The organism is Minwuia sp. IMCC3009 (assembly GCF_029909415.1).
GTDB lineage: Bacteria > Pseudomonadota > Alphaproteobacteria > Minwuiales > Minwuiaceae > Minwuia.
In genome coordinates, this window is record NZ_CP123781.1 from 3754012 (window position 1) to 3770651 (window position 16640).

A 16640-nucleotide genomic window follows, 5' to 3' on the forward strand; every position below is an offset into this window, starting at 1 on the left:
TCCTGCACATGAGCCATGCGCGTCTCCATCTGCCGGTTCACGCGCGTCCGGTTGCGGTTTAGCATTGGCTCAAGGGGAGGACTACCATGGAAGCAATCGCGATCACCGGCACCGGTGTCGTCTCGTCCCTCGGCAGCAATGTGCCGAAGTTCCACACCAACGTCATGGCCGGGGCTACGGGTATCGGCGTGGCCCCCTGGTATGATCCGGCGCGGGATCCGCGCAAGATCTTCTGGGGCGTGGTCACCGACTTCGACCCGGACGACTGGATGTCGCCGAAGGTCGCCGAAGGCTCCGACATGTTCGCCCAGTTCGCCATAGCCGCCGCACGCCAGGCAATGCAGCAGGCGGGACTGGATGGCGGCGGCTTCGACGCGGAACGGACGGGTGTCGTCCATGGCACCTCCGGCGGTGGCGTCCGTGCGTTCCAGAAGGCGCAGTACATGCTGGATACCCAGGGACCGACGGCGGTGCCGCGCAAGACCCAGCTTCAGGTCTGGGCCAACATGGCGGCGGCGCAGGTGGCGCTGCATTACAGGCTGCACGGCCCCAATCTGACCGTGACCACCGCCTGCGCCAGTTCGCTGGATGCCATCGGCACGGCGGCGAACCTGATCCGCGCAGGCGAGGCCGATGTGATCGTCGCGGGCGGCACGGAGGGCGGGCTGGCCCTGTCCGACGGCACCCAGGACGGCGATTTCGTGCCGGCCATGTACTACGCCGGCGGCGCCTATGGCATGGAGGGACCGATCGAGGACCCGAAGCGTGCCATGCTGCCCTTCGACGTCAACCGCTCCGGCATCGTGGTCGGCGAAGGCTCGGCAATGATCGTGCTGGAACGGGAAAGCCATGCGAAGGCCCGAGGTGCCAGGATACTTGGCTACCTGCGCGGCTATGGCTCGCTGGCCGACAGCTATCACCCCTCCTCCCCCGACCCGAGCGGGGAATGGGAGGCCCGCGCCATGCAGAAGGCCCTGCGCAGCGCCGGAATCGGCCCGACCGATGTCGGTGGCCTGTTCGCCCATGCGACGGCCACACCGAAGGGCGACACGGCGGAGATCAATGCGATCAACCTGGTGCACGGCAAGGCCTCCGGTCGGGCGGCACCGCTGCCGGTCACCGGGCTGAAGGGCCACACCGGCCATTCCGGGGCCTCATCGGGCGGCATGGCCCTGATCGAGGGGCTGCTGGGCATGGCCGATGGCCGCTTCGCCCATACCGCCAATACCACGGACCCCGATCCTGCCGCCGAGTTCGAGATCGTCACGGGCCGTCCGAAGGACCTGGATTTCGATGTGGTGCAGGTCAATTCCTTCGGCTTCGGGGGGCAGAATGCCTCCATGATCGTGACACGGAGCTGATCGCCATGCGCCTGACCCTTGCCGAGACCATCCTCAACCGCTGCATCAATCACCCCGACCGCATCGCCATCGAGGTGCTGCAGGGCGGCCCGACGCTCACCTACGGCCAGGTCCGGGACCGCATCCTGGCGCTGGCCGACGCGATCGCCGGGGTGGGCGCCGGACGGCACGGCCGGATGGTCGGCATCCTGCTGCCCAACGCGTCGGATCACGTGCTGGCCTACATGGCCTGTCAGTGGGCCGAGGCCGGGGCGGTGCCGGTGAACAGCCGCATGGCCCCGCCGGAGATGCAGTTCGTGATCGAGGATTCGGACGCCAAGCTGATCCTTGCCGCCGAACCCTACATGGAGGCGGCGCGGACCCTCGCGGCTGCCACCGGTGCCACCGTGATCGATGCCGACAGCATCGATACGCCGGACCGGTCCGGTCCGCTGGTGTTCGGCGAATCAGGGCGCGGCGCGGAACATGCGGTGGTCGGCTATACCTCCGGCACCACGGGTTTCCCGAAGGGTGCGCTCTATTCCAACGACCACTACCTGACATCCTGCATGCGCTGGGGCTGGGAGTTCGGCCTGACCGCCCGCGACGTGATGCTGGTGCCGGGGCCGCTGTTTCACCTGTCCTATGCCGGGCTGTCCTTCGCGGCGCTGGCCATCGGTGCCCGCATCCGCATCATGCAGAGCTTCGAGGCGCCGCTGGCCATGGAAGAGCTGGCGAAGCGGAGCACCTTCGCCTTCCTCGTCCCCTCCATGACCACGATGATCGCGGAGGAATGGCGCAGGCAGGACTGTCCGCCGATCAGTGCCTTCCGCTTCATGATCTCCTCCGGCGCGCCGGGACCGCTGTCCCTGACAAAGCAGTGCCTGGAGATGTTCCCCAACGCCCAGATCGCGGAGGCCTATGGCTGGACGGAGGGGGGCTGGGTCACCTTCGAGGTCAAGGACCGGGAGACCCTGCTGGCCCATTCGGTCGGCTGGCCCACCTTCGGCAACGAGGTCGCGGTATTCGACGAGGCGGGACAACCCTGCCCGGTGGGCGAACCGGGGGAAGTCGGCGTCAAGGCGCTGACCCATTTCTCCGGCTACCTCGGACGCGACGACGCGACGGAGGCCGCATGGCACCGCCCGGAGGGCCACGCGCAGGGCTATGTCATGTCCGGCGATGTCGGCATCTGGCAGCCGGACGGGCGGCTCTGCATCGTGGACCGGAAGAAGGACATGATCATCTCCGGCGGGGAGAACATCTATACCGCGGAGGTGGAGCGCATCCTGCACGAACACCCCGACATCATCGAGGCGGCGGTGGTCGGCCTGCCCGATGACCGCTGGGGCGAACTGGTCACCGCCATGATCGTCAGCCGCGACCCGGAGCTGCAGCCGGACGCGGTGGAGAAGTTCTGCCGCGAACGGCTGGCGGGCTACAAGGTGCCGCGCCGGGTCATCGTGACGGCTGAACTGCCCCGCAACCCCATGGGCAAGGTGCAGAAGTTCCGCATCATCGAGGCACTCACGGGCACCTGAGACCGGTCGCCTGTTCAGAGGCCCCAGTGACGCCGGGCGTAGTCCGCACCTTCGCGGATGGCTTCCAGCCCCTCCGGGATCGCCTTGGTCAGCATCATGAAGCCATGGATCTGGCCCGGATATTCGTGGTGCGTGGTATGGACCCCGGCATCGCGCAGGCGGTTGGCGTAGTCCAGCGCCTCGTCGCGCAGCGGATCGAACCCGGCGGTCTGGATCAGTGCCGGCGGCTGGCCTTCCAGACTGTCGGCCAGCAGGGGGGAGGCGCGCACGTCCTTCCCGTCCGATTCCTGCGTCAGATACTGGTCGCGGTACCAGATCACCCGGTCGCGCGGGATGATCGCGCCCTCGACGAATTCATCATGGGAGGCGGCGGTCATGGCAAAATCGGTGGCCGGATAGATCAGCCACTGGAAGTCCGGCACCGGCTGTCCCGCGGCTGCGGCCTGCTGGCTGACCGCAATCGAGAGATTGCCCCCCGCCGAGTCACCGCCGACAGCCACCCGTGCCGGATCGCCACCGATCTCCGCCGCATGCTCGCGCAGCCAGCCATATGCGGCGATGCAGTCGTTCAGGCCACCGGGAAACTTCGTCTCCGGCGCCAGCCGGTAGTCGATGGCCACCACCATCGCCCCGGACCATCTGGCGAAATGGGCACAGAGACCATGGTGCGATTCCAGGTCACCCTGGACCCAGCCGCCGCCATGGAAGAAGGCCAGCACCGGCAGCGGCCCGTCCCTGTCGGCATAGACGCGCGCATTCACCGGCCCCTCGGCCCCCGGCACCTGAATGTCCTCGATCCGCTTCAGTTCCGGCGCGGGCGTGTCGAGCAGCTGCACCAGCGTGCGGATCTGCTGGCGCAGTTCCGGCAGCGGCGGGAAATAGCCGGGCACGCGGACGGAGCGGGAGAATTCCGCCACCACCTGCGCCTTGGGGTCCATGACACGGCCCTTGCTGCGTTCCCGCTTGCCCTCCAGCATCGGCAGGATCTGTTCAGCCGGCATCAGGCAGTGCTGCAGTTCGAAGGCGGGTGTGTCGGTCATGTCAGTGCTCCCCATGTGCAAACCGGGCGGGAGCATACCGGCATTCGATCCGGTTTGGCAGCACCGGTATGGCATCGGTTCCGATCCGCGTGTATTGCTTGGAACCCATGACCACGACCCCGCTTCTGCAACTCGACAGCCTGACCCGTTCATTTCCCGGGATCGTGGCCAACAACAGGATCGACCTGACCGTCGGGCCGGGCACGATTCACGCCCTGCTGGGGGAGAATGGTGCGGGCAAGTCGACGCTGGTGAAGATGATCTATGGCGCGCTGCGCCCCGACAGCGGGCGCATGCGGTTCGACGGTCGACCCTATGCCCCCGCCAACCCGGCTGCGGCGCGGGCCACCGGTGTCGGCATGGTGTTCCAGCATTTCTCCCTGTTCGAAGCGATGACGGTGGCGGAGAACATCGCCGTCGCCCTGCCTGCCGATCTGGCCGGGTCGGATCTGCCGGACCGGATCCGCGATGTCTCGGCCTCCTACGGTCTGGTGCTCGACCCCTTCAGCCGGGTGGACCAGCTGTCGGTCGGGGAACGCCAGCGGGTGGAGATCGTGCGCTGCCTGCTGCAGTCGCCGCGGCTGATCATCATGGACGAGCCGACGTCGGTCCTGACCCCGGGGGAGGTCGGGCGGCTGTTCACGGTCCTGCGCAAGCTGCGCGACGAGGGCCGTTCCATCCTCTACATCTCCCACAAGCTGCGGGAGATCCGGAATCTCTGCAGCCACGCCACGATCCTGCGGCGCGGCAGGGTGGTCGGCACCTGCGACCCGGGGGCGGAGACACCTGAATCGCTGGCCGAGATGATGATCGGCAACGCGGTCCGCCGCCATATCCGCAAGGTGCAGGAACCGGGGGCGGTACGGCTGTCGATCGATCACCTGACCCTGCCGGCAGCGACAGAGTTCGGTGTGGACCTGAAGGACATCTCGCTGGACGTGCGGGCGGGGGAGATCATCGGCATCGCCGGGGTGGCGGGCAACGGCCAGGACGAACTGATGGCCGCGCTGATCGGGGAACGGCGCAGCGCGACCCCGGATGCGGTCAGCCTGGATGGCGCGCCGGTCGGCACCCTGGGCCCGACACGTCGCCGCGCCATGGGCATGGCCTTCGTGCCGGAGGAACGGCTGGGTCACGGGGCCGCCGCCGCCATGAGCCTGACCGAGAACACCCTGATTTCGGCCCGGGGACGACGCAACCTGGAGCGCCGGGGCGTCCTGGACTTCGGTGCCGCGAAGCGTTTCGCGGCGGAGATCGTGAGTGCCTTCAACGTTGCCACCACGGCAGTGACCCGCCAGGCCGGCAGCCTGTCCGGCGGCAACCTGCAGAAGTTCGTCATCGGACGGGAGATCCTGCAGGGACCGACCGTGCTGATCGCCGCGCAACCGACCTGGGGTGTCGATGCGAAATCGGCGGCCGAGATCCACACGGCCCTGGACCAGCTTGCCCGCGCCGGAGCCGCCATCCTGATCATCAGCCAGGACCTGGACGAGTTGCTGTCGATCTGTGACCGCTTTGCCGTCCTGGCCGGCGGCACCCTTTCCGCCCCCCGCGCCAGCGCCGACGTGACAGTGGCAGAGATCGGCATCCTGATGGGCGGCGCGGCGCGCGAACAGCAGGACGACGCCGCATGATCCGGCTGGAGCGGCGGCCCGAGACGTCCCGCATCATGCTCTGGCTGACGCCGGTGCTGGCCCTGGTCCTGACGATCCTGGTCGGCATGGTGCTGTTCGCGATGCTCGGCAAGGACCCGCTGCAGACCGTGGCAGTGATCTTCGTCAGCCCCTTCTCCGACCTCTACAACCTTTCCGAACTGCTGGTGAAGGCGACGCCGCTGATCCTGATCGCCATCGGTCTCTCGCTCGGGTTCCGTGCCGGAATCTGGAACATCGGCGCGGAGGGGCAGTTCACCATCGGCGCGCTGGCGGGGGGCGCGGTCGGTCTGGCCTTTCACGGCACCGACGGCCTCTGGCTGATGCCGCTGATGTGGATCACCGGCTGTGCCGCCGGCATGGCCTGGGCCGCCATTCCGGCCTTCCTGCGCACCCGCTTCGGGGCCAACGAGATCCTGGTCAGCCTGATGCTGGTCTATGTCGCGACCCTGCTGCTCTCGGCGCTGGTCACCGGACCGCTGAGGGATCCGGACGGTTTCAACTTCCCCGAAAGCCGCCTGTTCGAAGGCTCCGCCGCCATGCCGCTGCTGATGGAGGGCACGCGGGCGCACATCGGCTTCTTCGCGGCGCTGGTGGCCGCGTTCGTGGCCTGGCTGCTGCTGGGTCGCCATGTCGTCGGCTTCCAGATCCGGCTGCTGGGGGAGGCCCCGCGCGCCGCCCGCTTCGCCGGATTTGTCGAGGCGCGGGTGATCTGGTTCTGCCTGCTGGTCTCCGGCGGGCTGGCCGGACTGGCCGGACTGTTCGAGGCAACGGGGCCGGTGGGACAACTGGTTCCCAGCCTGCCGGTCGGCTATGGCTTCACCGCGATCATCGTTGCCTTCCTGGGGCGTCTCAATCCGCTGGGTATCATCATCGCCGGATTCGTCATGGCGGTGACCTATCTGGGGGGCGAGGCCGCAGAGATCACCATGCAACTGCCCAACGCCGTCACCGCCGTGTTCCAGGGACTACTGCTGTTCTTCCTGCTCGGCATGGATGTCCTGTCCACCTATCGCTTTCGCCTGCGCAGGCGGGTGCGGGAGGTCGCCTGATGGAACTGGCCATCAACATCATCCTCGGCATGATGCTCGCCGCGACACCGCTGCTGTTCGCCGCCACGGGGGAACTGGTGGTGGAGCGTGCGGGGGTGCTGAACCTCGGTGTGGAGGGGATGATGGTGATCGGCGCCGTCGCCGGATTCATCGTCACCGCGGAGAGCGGATCGCATCTGGCCGGTATCGTGGGTGCGGCGATTGCCGGCGCGGCCATGGCGCTGCTGTTCGGGCTGATGACGCAGGTCCTGCTGGCAAATCAGGTCGCCTCCGGCCTGGCGCTGACCATCTTCGGGCTGGGCCTGTCGGCATTGCTCGGCAGTGGCTATTCGGGACTCTCCATACCCGCGCTGGCCCGCATCGAGATCCCGGTGCTGACCGACATTCCCTTCTTCGGACCATTGCTGTTCCGTCATGAGCCCATGTTCTACCTGTCCATCCTGCTGCTGGTGCTGACCGGCTGGTTCCTGACCCGCACACGCGCCGGACTGATCCTGAAGGCGGTGGGGGAGAACCATGACGCCGCCCACGCCATCGGGCATCCGGTGGTGCTGATCCGGCTGCTTGCGCTGGCCTGGGGGGGTGCGCTGGCCGGACTGGGCGGTGCCTATCTCTCCATCGCGCGGACACCGCTGTGGTCGGAGGAGATGACGGCGGGCCGCGGCTGGATCGCGCTGGCCATCGTGGTCTTCGCGGGCTGGCGGACGAACCGGGCACTGCTGGGGGCCTACCTGTTCGGCGGCGTCACCATCCTGCAGCTGCACGTGCAGGGTCTGGGGATCGCGATCCCGTCGCAGTACCTGTCGATGCTGCCCTATCTGGTGACCATCGCGGTACTGGTCGCCATCTCCGCCAGCCCGACACGGGCCATGCTGCGCGCGCCGGGCAGCCTGGGCAGGACCTTCCACGCCCAGGGCTGAGGAGGAGTCTGTTTGCTGCCTTTTCCGTCCCTCTCCCCCACCCGGCCACCCATCAAGGATACTACCGTGGGGGACCGGGTAGGGGAGAGGAACGGGGAGAACAGACTCCGGACTCCCGGCTTTCCTTCCGGTGAAAATGCAATAGGCTTCGGCCATGGATGAAGAAAACCCCTCCTTCGAAGGCTACTTCCCGGTCCCCGACTGGGCGGCACATACGCGTACCTGGATGGCCTGGCCGACAGACCCGACGGAGATGCCGGCCGGGCTGCTGGAAAGCCGCGTCGCCTTCGCCCAGATCGCCCGCACGATTGCCGCCTTCGAGCCGGTGCGGATGATCGTGCCGGAGCCGGACATGAAGGAAACCGCCCTGACCCTCGGCCCGAAGGTCGAACTGGTGCCGCATGACGTCGCCCACGGCTGGATAAGGGATCTGGCACCGACGTTCCTGGTGAACGAGCAGGCGCGGACCAAGGGCGTGGCGTGGAAGTTCAATGGCTGGGGCGGGCGCCACATCGTGCATGAGGAAGACCACGGCTTTGCCGAGGAACTGGTGCGTCTGATGCAGGTACCCTATTACCGCGGCCCCATCGTTCTGGAGGGCGGTGCCGTGCAGACCGACGGTCTGGGAACGGCGCTGGTCAGCGAGCAGACCCTGATGAGCCCGAACCGCAATCCGCTGGTGGGGCGGCGCGACATCGAAGAGATCCTGATGAACTTCTTCGGCATCGTCCGCGTGATCTGGCTCGGCGAAGGCATCAGCGGCCTGGTCGGCGGCGGCGGCCACGTCGGCCGCTTCTGCCGCTTCATTGCGCCCGGCAAGGTCCTGCTGCATTCGCCCGCCGACCCGGAGCATCCCGATTTCCGCGCCATGCAGGACAATGTGCAGCGGCTGCGCGCGGCCACGGATCCCTTCGACCGGCCCATCGAGATGCTGGAAGTGCCGGTGCCGGAGGCCATCGGCCCCGCGTCCATGACCTATTGCGGCTTCTATCTCGCCAATGGGGCGGTGCTGATCCCCCGCTTCGATGACCCGCGCGATGCGGAGGCCTTTGACCTGATCGCAGGCTGTTTCCCCGACCGGAAAGCCGTGCCGGTCGATGGCGAAGTGGTGGGCGGTGCGATACATCATCTGGCTCTGGGTGAGCCGGTGGGAGACCACCTGGCCACCTGAACGGCCAGGGAAGAACAAGCGAAACGAAACGGGGGAAACGGAATGGCTGGACGTCTGCAGGGCAAGAAGTGCTTCGTCACCGCAGCGGCACAGGGTATCGGCCGGGCAACGGTGGAGGCCTGGTCGGCCGAGGGCGCGACCATCATCGCGACGGATCTGAACGCGGAGAAGCTGGCGGAACTCGATGGCCTGCCCGGGGTCGAGACCCACCCGCTGGACGTCACCGACCAGGCCGCCGTGGCGGCTATGGCGGCGAAGGTCGGGGCGGTGGACGTGCTGTTCAACTGCGCCGGCTATGTCGATCACGGATCCCTGCTGGACACCACGATGAAGGGTTGGGACTTCAGTTTCGAGCTGAACTGCCGGTCGCTGTTCGTGGTGACCCAGGCCTTCATGCCGGCGATGCTGGCGAACGGCGGCGGCTCCATCATCAACATGGCCTCCGTCGTCAGTTCGGAGATGGGGGTGGTCAACCGCTGCGCCTATGGCGCCACCAAGGGCGCGGTGATCGGTTTCACCAAGTCGGTGGCGGCGGACTACATCGGTGACGGCATCCGCTGCAACGCCATCTGCCCGGCCACCGTGCAGACCCCGTCGCTGGATGACCGCATCAATGCGTTCGATGACCCCGTCCAGGCGCGCAAGGACTTCGTGTCGCGCCAGAAGATGGGTCGCCTCGCCCGCGCCGACGAGATCGCGTCACTGGCCACCTATCTGGCCGCCGACGAGAGCCAGTACGTCACCGGACAGGCCATGGTGATCGACGGCGGTATGCACCTGTAGGGCGATCAAATGGATCTGGCGCACTGGATCGAGGGCTGGGCCGGACAGGCACCGGACAAGCCCGCCATCATCACCGACGATGAGACACTGACCTATGCCGGCTTCGCCGCGGCCATCGACCGGGCGGCGCGGGCGTTGCGGCACGAACTGGGGGTCAGGGCCGGGGACCGTGTGGCGCATCTGGGCGAGAACTCCGTCGCGGAACTGGTGCTGTTCTTCGCCTGCGCCCGGGCGGGTGTCAGCCTGGTCACGCTGAACTGGCGGCTGGCCCCGCCCGAACACGGGTTTCAGCTTGCCGACAGCGGTGCCGGCGTGCTGTTCGCCGATCCCGGTTTCATTCCCCACGCCGACGCCATTCCCGACACATTGCCCGGCCTGAAACATGTTTCCCTCGGCCCGGCGGAGGGGCGGTGGAGTGCCTGGAGTGACCATCTGGCGGCGGCCGCATCGGGTGCCGCCATCGCGCCGGAGGCCAGCCATGAAACACCGGTGCTGCTGGTCTATACCTCCGGCACCACGGGCCGCCCGAAGGGCGCGGTGCTGACCCAGGGCAATGTCTTCTGGAACGCGGTCAACGCGACCCATGCGCATGACATGGTCAGCAGCGATCTGGTCCTGACCAACCTGCCGCTGTTCCACGTCGGCGGGCTGAACAACCAGACCACGCCCGCGTTTCATGCCGGGGCGACGGTCTATCTGCAGCCGCGTTTCGACCCTGCGATGACGCTGGGCGCCATCGACCGGCTGCGCCCGACACTGGCGCTGGCCGTGCCCGCGATGATGCAGGCCCTGACCGATCACCCGGGCTGGGCCACCACCGACCTGTCATCGCTGCGACTGGTGATGGCCGGATCGACCACGGTGCCCACGGCACTGATCGAGCGGTTTCACGCGCGCGGGGTGCCGATTGGCCAGATCTACGGCTCCACCGAGACCTCACCGCTGGCCATCGTGCTGCGCGGACAGGATGCGCTGGACCATGTCGGCTCCTGCGGGCGACCGGCAGTGCATGTGCAGGTGCGCGTCGTGGACAATGACGGGCGCGACGTGGCGGAGGGAGATGCCGGGGAGATCCTGGTGCGCGGCCCCAGCGTCTTCTCCGGCTACTGGCAGAACCCGGACGCGACGGCGGAGGCCTTCGTCGAGGGCGGCTGGTTCCGCATGGGCGACATCGGCCGCCGCGATACGGACGGCTTCTACCGCATCGAGGACCGGGCCAAGGACGTGGTGATTTCGGGTGGGGAGAATATCTACCCCGCCGAACTGGAACAGGTGCTGGCGGCACACGCCGACCTGGCCGAGTTCGCCGTCGTGGGCCGCCCCGATCCGCGCTGGGGCGAAGTCCCCGTGATCTTCGCCGTCCCGCGGGAGGGGCAGACCCTTGATGCCCCGGCCCTGCTCGCCCTGTTCCACAACCGCCTCGCCCGCTACAAGCACCCGAAGGACGTCATCCCCATCGACGCCCTGCCCCGCAACGCGCTGGGCAAGGTGCTGAAATACGAACTCAGGGCGATGTTGGCGAAGGCAGGGTGACAGCTGACTCCACGTCGGTGTGGATGAAGTCATTGCCCTTGAACAGCAGAGCCCGGCCCGTATCGACCGCCAGGGCATAGGCAAGACAGTCGCCGAAATTGAGGCTGGCCCGATGGTTGCCGCGACCGAAACGGCGATAGGCTTCGCGTGCCATCTGTGCCTGGACCGCAGTCACTGGCATGATGTCGATCTGGGCCAGTTCAATGAAACGGTCGAAGCTTCGCACCGCCAACTCATCGCCGACATTGTCGATCCGCACCGCTGCCTCGACGTGGTTCACGGCCGATATGCCGACTTCAGCCGTTCCGGCTATTGCATCGGCAAACAGTTGTGCTTCCGGTTCCTGGAACAGGATCGCAAGAATGGCGGAGGCATCGACGATCATTCCGGCAGGCCGTCCTCGCCATAAAGCTCGTCGTGATCGCCGGATACGGCATGCCCGCGGACGTGTCCGGCGCACTCCGCTCCGATCTGCATCAGAGCGTTGGACAGGGCCTGCCTGTCCTGTGTTCTTCGAACCTCGCGAAGCCTTTGACGCAAGGCGTCAAGCACGACGCGGGTCTTGCTGTCACCTGTAAGTGCGGACAGTTCCGTTGCCAGTCGGAAGACTTCCTCGTTCTTGATATTCAGCATGGTCCAGGCCCGTTTCTACCATCCAGAACAGAATTCTACCAATCTGGTCCCTGGCAAGGCAATTGCAATGTAGGCGGCTTCCGGAACATCACCCGCCCAGCAGGGCGCCGGTGATGCTGTTCAGCAGCAGGCGGCCCCGGGGGTGGACGCGCAGCGTGCCATTGATGGTTTCGATCAGGCCGTCCTCGGTCAGCCGGTGCGCGGCGGTCGGGTCCAGCAGGCGGTCGAGGGACTGGCCGCCGGTGCGGGCCTGAAACATGTCGCCGGCAATGCCGTCCGCCAGCCGCAGGCCCATCATCAGGGCTTCCTCGGCCTGTTCCTCCGTCGGGAGGGCGCGCGCCTCCGCGAGGGCGGTGCCACCTGCCTCCACCGCTTCCAGCCAGGCCTCCGGCTTGCGGTGGTTGGCGGTCGCATGGCGCTGGCCATCCTGAGACACCGGTCGCCCGTGCGCGCCGGGGCCGACACCGATCCAGGAGCCATATTGCCAGTAGAGCAGATTGTGGCGGCATTCCCCGCCGGGGCGGGCGTGGTTCGATGTTTCGTAGGCGGGCAGACCGGCATCCGCCGTGATCCCGGCCGTCAGCTCGAACAGGTCCGCCGCCCGGTCGTCGTCCATCGGATCGAAGACACCGCGCTTCACCTGCCCCGCGAAGCCGGTATTGGGCTCGATGGTCAACTGGTAGAGCGACAGGTGATCCCCGGCCAGATCCAGCGCCGCGGCCAGCATCGCCCGCCACTCGGCCTCCGTCTGGTCGGGCAGGGCATAGATCAGGTCGAAGGAGAAACGGTCGAAGGCGGAAGCCGCCACGGCGATACCGCGTTTCGCGGCCTCCGCATCATGCGCGCGCCCCAGAAACCGAAGCGCCCTGTCGTCAAGGCTCTGCACCCCCAGGCTGACCCGGTTGACGCCCGCGCTGCGGAAATCCCGGAACCGCCCGACCTCGATGGAGGACGGATTGGCCTCCAGCGTGATCTCGACATCCGCCGCGAGGCCGAAGCTGTCATCGATCTGCGCCAGCACGGCGGCGACGGTGGCAGGCGGCATCAGCGACGGGGTGCCGCCCCCCAGGAAGACCGTGTCCACGGCCTGTTTCGGGACACGCTCCGCCCAGGCCCGGATCTCCGCCAGCAGCGCCGCACGCCAGCGGTCCTGATCGACGGTTTCACGGACATGGCTGTTGAAGTCGCAATAGGGGCATTTGGAGACACAGAACGGCCAGTGGACATAGACCCCGAAGGCCGGTGCAGCGACATGTTTCATCCCGGCAGGGGCTGCGTCGCCGCCGCCAGCCAGCCCGCCGTCTCCGCATCCAGCAGCGGCGTCAGGGTTTCTGCCACACGGGCGTGATAGCGGTCGATCCAGCCCCGTTCCGCCGCCGTCAGCATCCCGGTGACGATCAGACGGCGGTCGATGGGGGCCAGTGTCAGGGTCTCGAATTCCAGTGTCGGCCGCTCCCCGCCCTCGATCACCGTCGCCACGACGGTCACCAGATTCTCGATGCGGATGCCATAGGCCCCGGCCTTGTAGTAGCCGGGCTCGTTGGAGACGATCATGCCGGGCTGCAGGGCCACCGCACTGTGGACCTTGGAAATCCGATGCGGCCCCTCATGCACACTCAGGTAGCTGCCGACGCCGTGGCCGGTACCATGGTCGAAGTCCAGCCCCGCCTGCCACAGCGGCGCGCGGGCCATGGGATCAAGCTGGCTGCCCGTCGTGCCCGCCGGAAACCGTGCCATGGCCAGCGCCACATGGCCCTGCAGCACGCGGGTGAAACGGTCCCGCATCTCCGGGCTGGGATCGCCGATGGCGATGGTGCGGGTGATGTCGGTGGTGCCGTCGAGATACTGCGCCCCGGAATCCACCAGGAACAGCTCCCCCGGCTGAAGCTGCCGGTTGGTCTCCGGTGTCACGCGGTAATGCACGATAGCCCCGTTGGGTCCGGAGCCGGAAATGGTGTCGAAGGACAGGTCGCGGATCAGGTCATTCCGGCGGCGAAAGCCCTCCAGCGTTTCCGCTGCCGTGATCTCGTCCACCGACCCGTCGCCTGCATGGGCGTCCAGCCAGGCGAGGAAACGCACGACCGCCGCCCCGTCACGGACATGGGCGTCGCGGCTGCCCTGCACCTCCACCGGATTCTTGCAGGCCTTGGGCAGCATGGTCGGGTCCTCGCCCAGCACCACCTCCGCGCCCACGTCGCGCAATCGCTCCGTCACCGCCTTCACGGCGCTGGGCCGGTCCACCAGCACATGCTTGCCCGCCAACGCCGTCAGACCATCGGCAAAGGCGGCCTTCGGGGCGATGGAAACGGCATTGCCCATGTGCGTGCGGGCCGCGTCGGTGATCTTCTGCGGGTCCATGAACAGGTTGACGCGCGCATCGCCATGCAGCACCGCAAAGCCCAGCGGCAGCGGCGTGCGGGGTACGTCGCCACCCCGGATGTTCAGCAGCCAGGCAATGGACTCCGGCAGGGTGAGCACGGCGGCGTCCGCGCCCTGCTGCTTCACGATCTCCGCGATGCGCTGGCGCTTGGCCTCCGCCGTCTCGCCTGCGCGTTCCAGATCATGCGGCACGACCGGTGCCATCGGCGGCGCGGGCCGGTCCTGCCAGATCAGATCGACGGGATTGCGGGCGACCGGCACCAGCTCCGCGCCCGCCGCATCCACGGCCTTGCCGATTGCCGCCAGGCCCGCCGCCGTATGCAGCCAGGGGTCGAAACCCAGTCGCTGCCCGGGCTTCAGCACGTCCCGCAGCCAGTCGCTTGCCGGCTCCTCGGTGACATGGCGGATATCGAAGATGTCCAGATCCACCTGGTCGCGAACAGCCAGCGTGTACCGGCCGTCCACGAACATGGCGGCGCGTTCTGCCAGCACGATGGCCAGGCCGGCGGACCCGGTGAAGCCGGTCAGCCAGGCCAGCCGCTCCGCATTCGCGGGCACCCACTCGCCAAAATGCTCGTCATTGCGCGGGACCAGGAACCCATGGATCCCGGTGGCCTGCATCTCCGCCCGCAGGCGGTTCACGCGATCAGACACGTCTGTACTCCAGCTATGGCAAGGGCGTCGGCCGGTGCAGCCGTCACATCGGAAATCTGCCTGCTACCCTACCCGACCCGAGGGCCGCCGCAACCGCAGCACCGACCATTCGTTCTGCCTGTGATGCGTCACCAGTTTCAGGCCGAGCCGACAATAGCGCGTCAGCACCATCGGCACCTGCCGGGTCAGGATACCCGCCAGGATCAGATCACCCCCCGGTGCCACATGGCCCGCGATCATGCGCGACATGCTGGCCAGGGGCCGGGCGAGGATATTGGCGAAGACCAGATCGTAGGGACCGCCGTCACGCACCAGCCGGTGACGGGTGCCGTCGGCAACGGCGAACCGCGTCAGATGCTTCGCATCATTCAGCTCCGCATTCTCGATGGCAACGGTCACCGAGACCGCATCAATGTCGGTGCCGACGCCCTGCGCCCCGGTCAGCCGGGCCGCGGCGATGGCCAGGATTCCGGCCCCCGTGCCCACATCCAGGACGCGGCGGATGCGCCGTTGCCGGGCGAGCTGCTGCAGCAGGATCATGCAGCCTTCGGTGCTCTCGTGCCGTCCGGTGCCAAAGGCCTGTCCGGCCTCGATCACCAGATCGATGCGCCCGGTGATGGCCGGGGTGTCCCAGCCGCCACGGACCCGGAACCGACCGATGTCGAGCGCGGGCAGCGCCGCCTGCGACTCGGCCACCCAGTCGCGCATCTCCAGCGGTGCGACCTCGCTCTCCCCCGGCACGGGCCAGTGGGCGAGGTCGGGTTCATGATCGACGATCGCGGTCACCCGCCAGCGTCCGTCCTCTGACTTGAAGACGGAAGTGGAGAGCGGCAGGTCGCCCAGCGCCGCCTCCACCGCCTGCATCGTCGGCAGGTCGGTCAGGGTGATGACCTGCCAGTAGGCATCTTCCGCGCTGTCGTTCGTGGCGTTCATGCCGTTGCCGTCCGGTTGCGCAATCTCACAGCCCGTCGAACAGTGCTGTCGAGAGATAGCGCTCGGCGAAGGACGGCAGGATCACGACAATCACCTTGCCCGCCATGTCGGCCCGCTGCGCCACTTCCAGCGCCGCCGCGACGGCGGCACCGGAGGAGATGCCGACGGGAATGCCTTCCTCCCGCGCCAGACGGCGGGCGGTCTCGAACGCGGTTTCATTGCCGATGGTCAGCACCTCGTCCACCAGCGCGGTATCGAGGTTCTCCGGCACGAAACCGGCGCCGATACCCTGGATCTTGTGCGGGCCGGGATTGCCGCCGGACAGTACCGGGCTGTCCTCCGGCTCCACCACCACCAGCTTCATGGCCGGATTGCGCTGCTTCAGCACGCGACCGATGCCGGTGGCCGTGCCGCCGGTCCCGACGCCGGAAATCACCACGTCCACATTGCCCGCTGTGTCGGCCCAGATCTCCTCCGCCGTCGTGGCGACATGGATCGCGGGATTGGCCGGGTTGGCGAACTGCTGCGGCATCACCGCGCCGGGCGTTGCCTCCACCATCTCCTTGGCCTTGGCAATGGCTCCGGGCATGCCCTTCTCCGGCGGGGTGAGTTCCAGGGTCGCGCCCAGCAGCTTCAGCATCCGCCGACGCTCGACCGACATGCTCTCCGGCATCACCAGGGTCAGCGGATAGCCCTTGGCGGCGGCGACGAAGGCCAGCGCGATACCGGTATTGCCCGACGTCGGCTCGATGATCTGACCGCCCGGCTTCAGGGTGCCATCGGCCTCCATCGCCTCGATCATGGCGACGCCGATCCGGTCCTTCACAGACGACAGCGGATTGAAGAACTCCAGCTTGGCGAGCACCTGCGCGCCCTCGGCGACGCCAGCGGTGATCCGGTTCAGGCGGACCAGCGGGGTCGAGCCGATGGTGTCGGTGATGGATTCGTAGATGCGACCGCGCGGGGCGGTGAAACGTTGGTCCGTACTCATGATGTACTGCTCCCCCGG

Annotated in this window: 15 protein-coding genes; 8 read left to right on the top strand and 7 right to left on the bottom strand. The window is 67.5% G+C overall.

Features of this window, described 5'->3' with window-relative positions:
* The first annotated feature begins 86 nt into the window (after window positions 1-86).
* Together QGV55_RS17565 and QGV55_RS17570 are read left to right on the top strand one after the other, a co-directional pair.
* Window positions 87-1361, top strand: coding sequence for a beta-ketoacyl-[acyl-carrier-protein] synthase family protein (locus QGV55_RS17565; RefSeq protein ID WP_281019339.1), 1275 nt, complete (start codon window positions 87-89; stop codon window positions 1359-1361).
* A gap of 5 nt (window positions 1362-1366) precedes the next feature.
* Window positions 1367-2881, top strand: coding sequence for an AMP-binding protein (locus QGV55_RS17570; protein WP_281019338.1), 1515 nt, complete (start codon window positions 1367-1369; stop codon window positions 2879-2881).
* 14 nt (window positions 2882-2895) lie between these two features.
* Here the strand turns inward: QGV55_RS17570 and QGV55_RS17575 are convergent, their stop codons facing one another.
* Window positions 2896-3921, bottom strand: a complete 1026-nt coding sequence (locus QGV55_RS17575) for an alpha/beta hydrolase (protein ID WP_281019337.1) — start codon at window positions 3919-3921, stop codon at window positions 2896-2898.
* A 107-nt stretch (window positions 3922-4028) separates the two neighbouring features.
* Here QGV55_RS17575 and QGV55_RS17580 point away from each other — a divergent pair, with 107 nt between their 5' ends.
* The 6 genes from QGV55_RS17580 (at window position 4029) to QGV55_RS17605 (ending at window position 11032) form a co-directional block, all read left to right on the top strand.
* Window positions 4029-5555 (top strand): ABC transporter ATP-binding protein, encoded by a 1527-nt coding sequence (locus QGV55_RS17580; protein WP_281019336.1) that lies wholly within the window; start codon window positions 4029-4031, stop codon window positions 5553-5555.
* The gene (locus QGV55_RS17585; RefSeq protein ID WP_281019335.1) at window positions 5552-6625 is read left to right on the top strand and encodes an ABC transporter permease; all 1074 of its coding nucleotides are present in this window, start codon (window positions 5552-5554) and stop codon (window positions 6623-6625) included. The genes QGV55_RS17580 and QGV55_RS17585 overlap by 4 nt, the downstream gene beginning before the upstream one ends.
* Entirely contained in the window at window positions 6625-7545 is a 921-nt protein-coding gene (locus QGV55_RS17590; RefSeq protein WP_281019334.1) for an ABC transporter permease, read from the top strand. The genes QGV55_RS17585 and QGV55_RS17590 overlap by 1 nt, the downstream gene beginning before the upstream one ends.
* Before the next feature lie 154 nt (window positions 7546-7699).
* On the top strand, window positions 7700-8716 hold the full coding sequence (locus QGV55_RS17595) for an agmatine deiminase family protein (RefSeq protein WP_281019333.1): 1017 nt from the start codon (window positions 7700-7702) through the stop codon (window positions 8714-8716).
* Between the two features lie 42 nt (window positions 8717-8758).
* Window positions 8759-9499, top strand: a complete 741-nt coding sequence (locus tag QGV55_RS17600) for an SDR family oxidoreductase (RefSeq protein ID WP_281019332.1) — start codon at window positions 8759-8761, stop codon at window positions 9497-9499.
* Window positions 9500-9508: 9 nt separating this feature from the next.
* Complete coding sequence (locus tag QGV55_RS17605) at window positions 9509-11032, top strand: long-chain fatty acid--CoA ligase (protein WP_281019331.1); 1524 nt, start codon at window positions 9509-9511, stop codon at window positions 11030-11032.
* Here QGV55_RS17605 and QGV55_RS17610 read toward each other — a convergent pair.
* From QGV55_RS17610 to cysK, 6 genes are all read right to left on the bottom strand, one after another.
* Window positions 11004-11417: a type II toxin-antitoxin system VapC family toxin gene (locus QGV55_RS17610; protein ID WP_281019330.1), complete on the bottom strand. Its 414-nt coding sequence runs from the start codon at window positions 11415-11417 to the stop codon at window positions 11004-11006. The two genes, QGV55_RS17605 and QGV55_RS17610, sit on opposite strands and share 29 nt — an antisense overlap.
* Window positions 11414-11665 (bottom strand): type II toxin-antitoxin system VapB family antitoxin, encoded by a 252-nt coding sequence (locus QGV55_RS17615; protein ID WP_281019329.1) that lies wholly within the window; start codon window positions 11663-11665, stop codon window positions 11414-11416. The genes QGV55_RS17610 and QGV55_RS17615 overlap by 4 nt, the downstream gene beginning before the upstream one ends.
* A gap of 88 nt (window positions 11666-11753) precedes the next feature.
* Window positions 11754-12926: a radical SAM family heme chaperone HemW gene (hemW, locus tag QGV55_RS17620; protein WP_281019328.1), complete on the bottom strand. Its 1173-nt coding sequence runs from the start codon at window positions 12924-12926 to the stop codon at window positions 11754-11756.
* On the bottom strand, window positions 12923-14698 hold the full coding sequence (locus QGV55_RS17625; RefSeq protein WP_281019327.1) for an aminopeptidase P family protein: 1776 nt from the start codon (window positions 14696-14698) through the stop codon (window positions 12923-12925). The genes hemW and QGV55_RS17625 overlap by 4 nt, the downstream gene beginning before the upstream one ends.
* 63 nt (window positions 14699-14761) lie before the next feature.
* Window positions 14762-15631, bottom strand: coding sequence for a 50S ribosomal protein L11 methyltransferase (locus QGV55_RS17630; RefSeq protein WP_281019326.1), 870 nt, complete (start codon window positions 15629-15631; stop codon window positions 14762-14764).
* 25 nt (window positions 15632-15656) lie between these two features.
* Complete coding sequence (gene cysK / locus QGV55_RS17635; RefSeq protein WP_281019325.1) at window positions 15657-16622, bottom strand: cysteine synthase A; 966 nt, start codon at window positions 16620-16622, stop codon at window positions 15657-15659.
* Between the last annotated feature and the right edge of the window lie 18 nt (window positions 16623-16640).

Excerpts from the sequence above, each read along its gene's own strand:
- QGV55_RS17575 (WP_281019337.1), bottom strand. The coding sequence starts at position 3,921 with ATGACCGACACACCCGCCTTCGAACTGCAGCACTGCCTGATGCCGGCT.
- QGV55_RS17605 (WP_281019331.1), top strand. The coding sequence starts at position 9,509 with ATGGATCTGGCGCACTGGATCGAGGGCTGGGCCGGACAGGCACCGGAC.
- QGV55_RS17580 (WP_281019336.1), top strand. The coding sequence starts at position 4,029 with ATGACCACGACCCCGCTTCTGCAACTCGACAGCCTGACCCGTTCATTT.
- QGV55_RS17570 (WP_281019338.1), top strand. The coding sequence starts at position 1,367 with ATGCGCCTGACCCTTGCCGAGACCATCCTCAACCGCTGCATCAATCAC.
- QGV55_RS17615 (WP_281019329.1), bottom strand. The coding sequence starts at position 11,665 with ATGCTGAATATCAAGAACGAGGAAGTCTTCCGACTGGCAACGGAACTG.
- QGV55_RS17600 (WP_281019332.1), top strand. The coding sequence starts at position 8,759 with ATGGCTGGACGTCTGCAGGGCAAGAAGTGCTTCGTCACCGCAGCGGCA.
- cysK (WP_281019325.1), bottom strand. The coding sequence starts at position 16,622 with ATGAGTACGGACCAACGTTTCACCGCCCCGCGCGGTCGCATCTACGAA.
- hemW (WP_281019328.1), bottom strand. The coding sequence starts at position 12,926 with ATGAAACATGTCGCTGCACCGGCCTTCGGGGTCTATGTCCACTGGCCG.
- QGV55_RS17565 (WP_281019339.1), top strand. The coding sequence starts at position 87 with ATGGAAGCAATCGCGATCACCGGCACCGGTGTCGTCTCGTCCCTCGGC.
- QGV55_RS17610 (WP_281019330.1), bottom strand. The coding sequence starts at position 11,417 with ATGATCGTCGATGCCTCCGCCATTCTTGCGATCCTGTTCCAGGAACCG.
- QGV55_RS17630 (WP_281019326.1), bottom strand. The coding sequence starts at position 15,631 with ATGAACGCCACGAACGACAGCGCGGAAGATGCCTACTGGCAGGTCATC.
- QGV55_RS17595 (WP_281019333.1), top strand. The coding sequence starts at position 7,700 with ATGGATGAAGAAAACCCCTCCTTCGAAGGCTACTTCCCGGTCCCCGAC.
- QGV55_RS17585 (WP_281019335.1), top strand. The coding sequence starts at position 5,552 with ATGATCCGGCTGGAGCGGCGGCCCGAGACGTCCCGCATCATGCTCTGG.
- QGV55_RS17590 (WP_281019334.1), top strand. The coding sequence starts at position 6,625 with ATGGAACTGGCCATCAACATCATCCTCGGCATGATGCTCGCCGCGACA.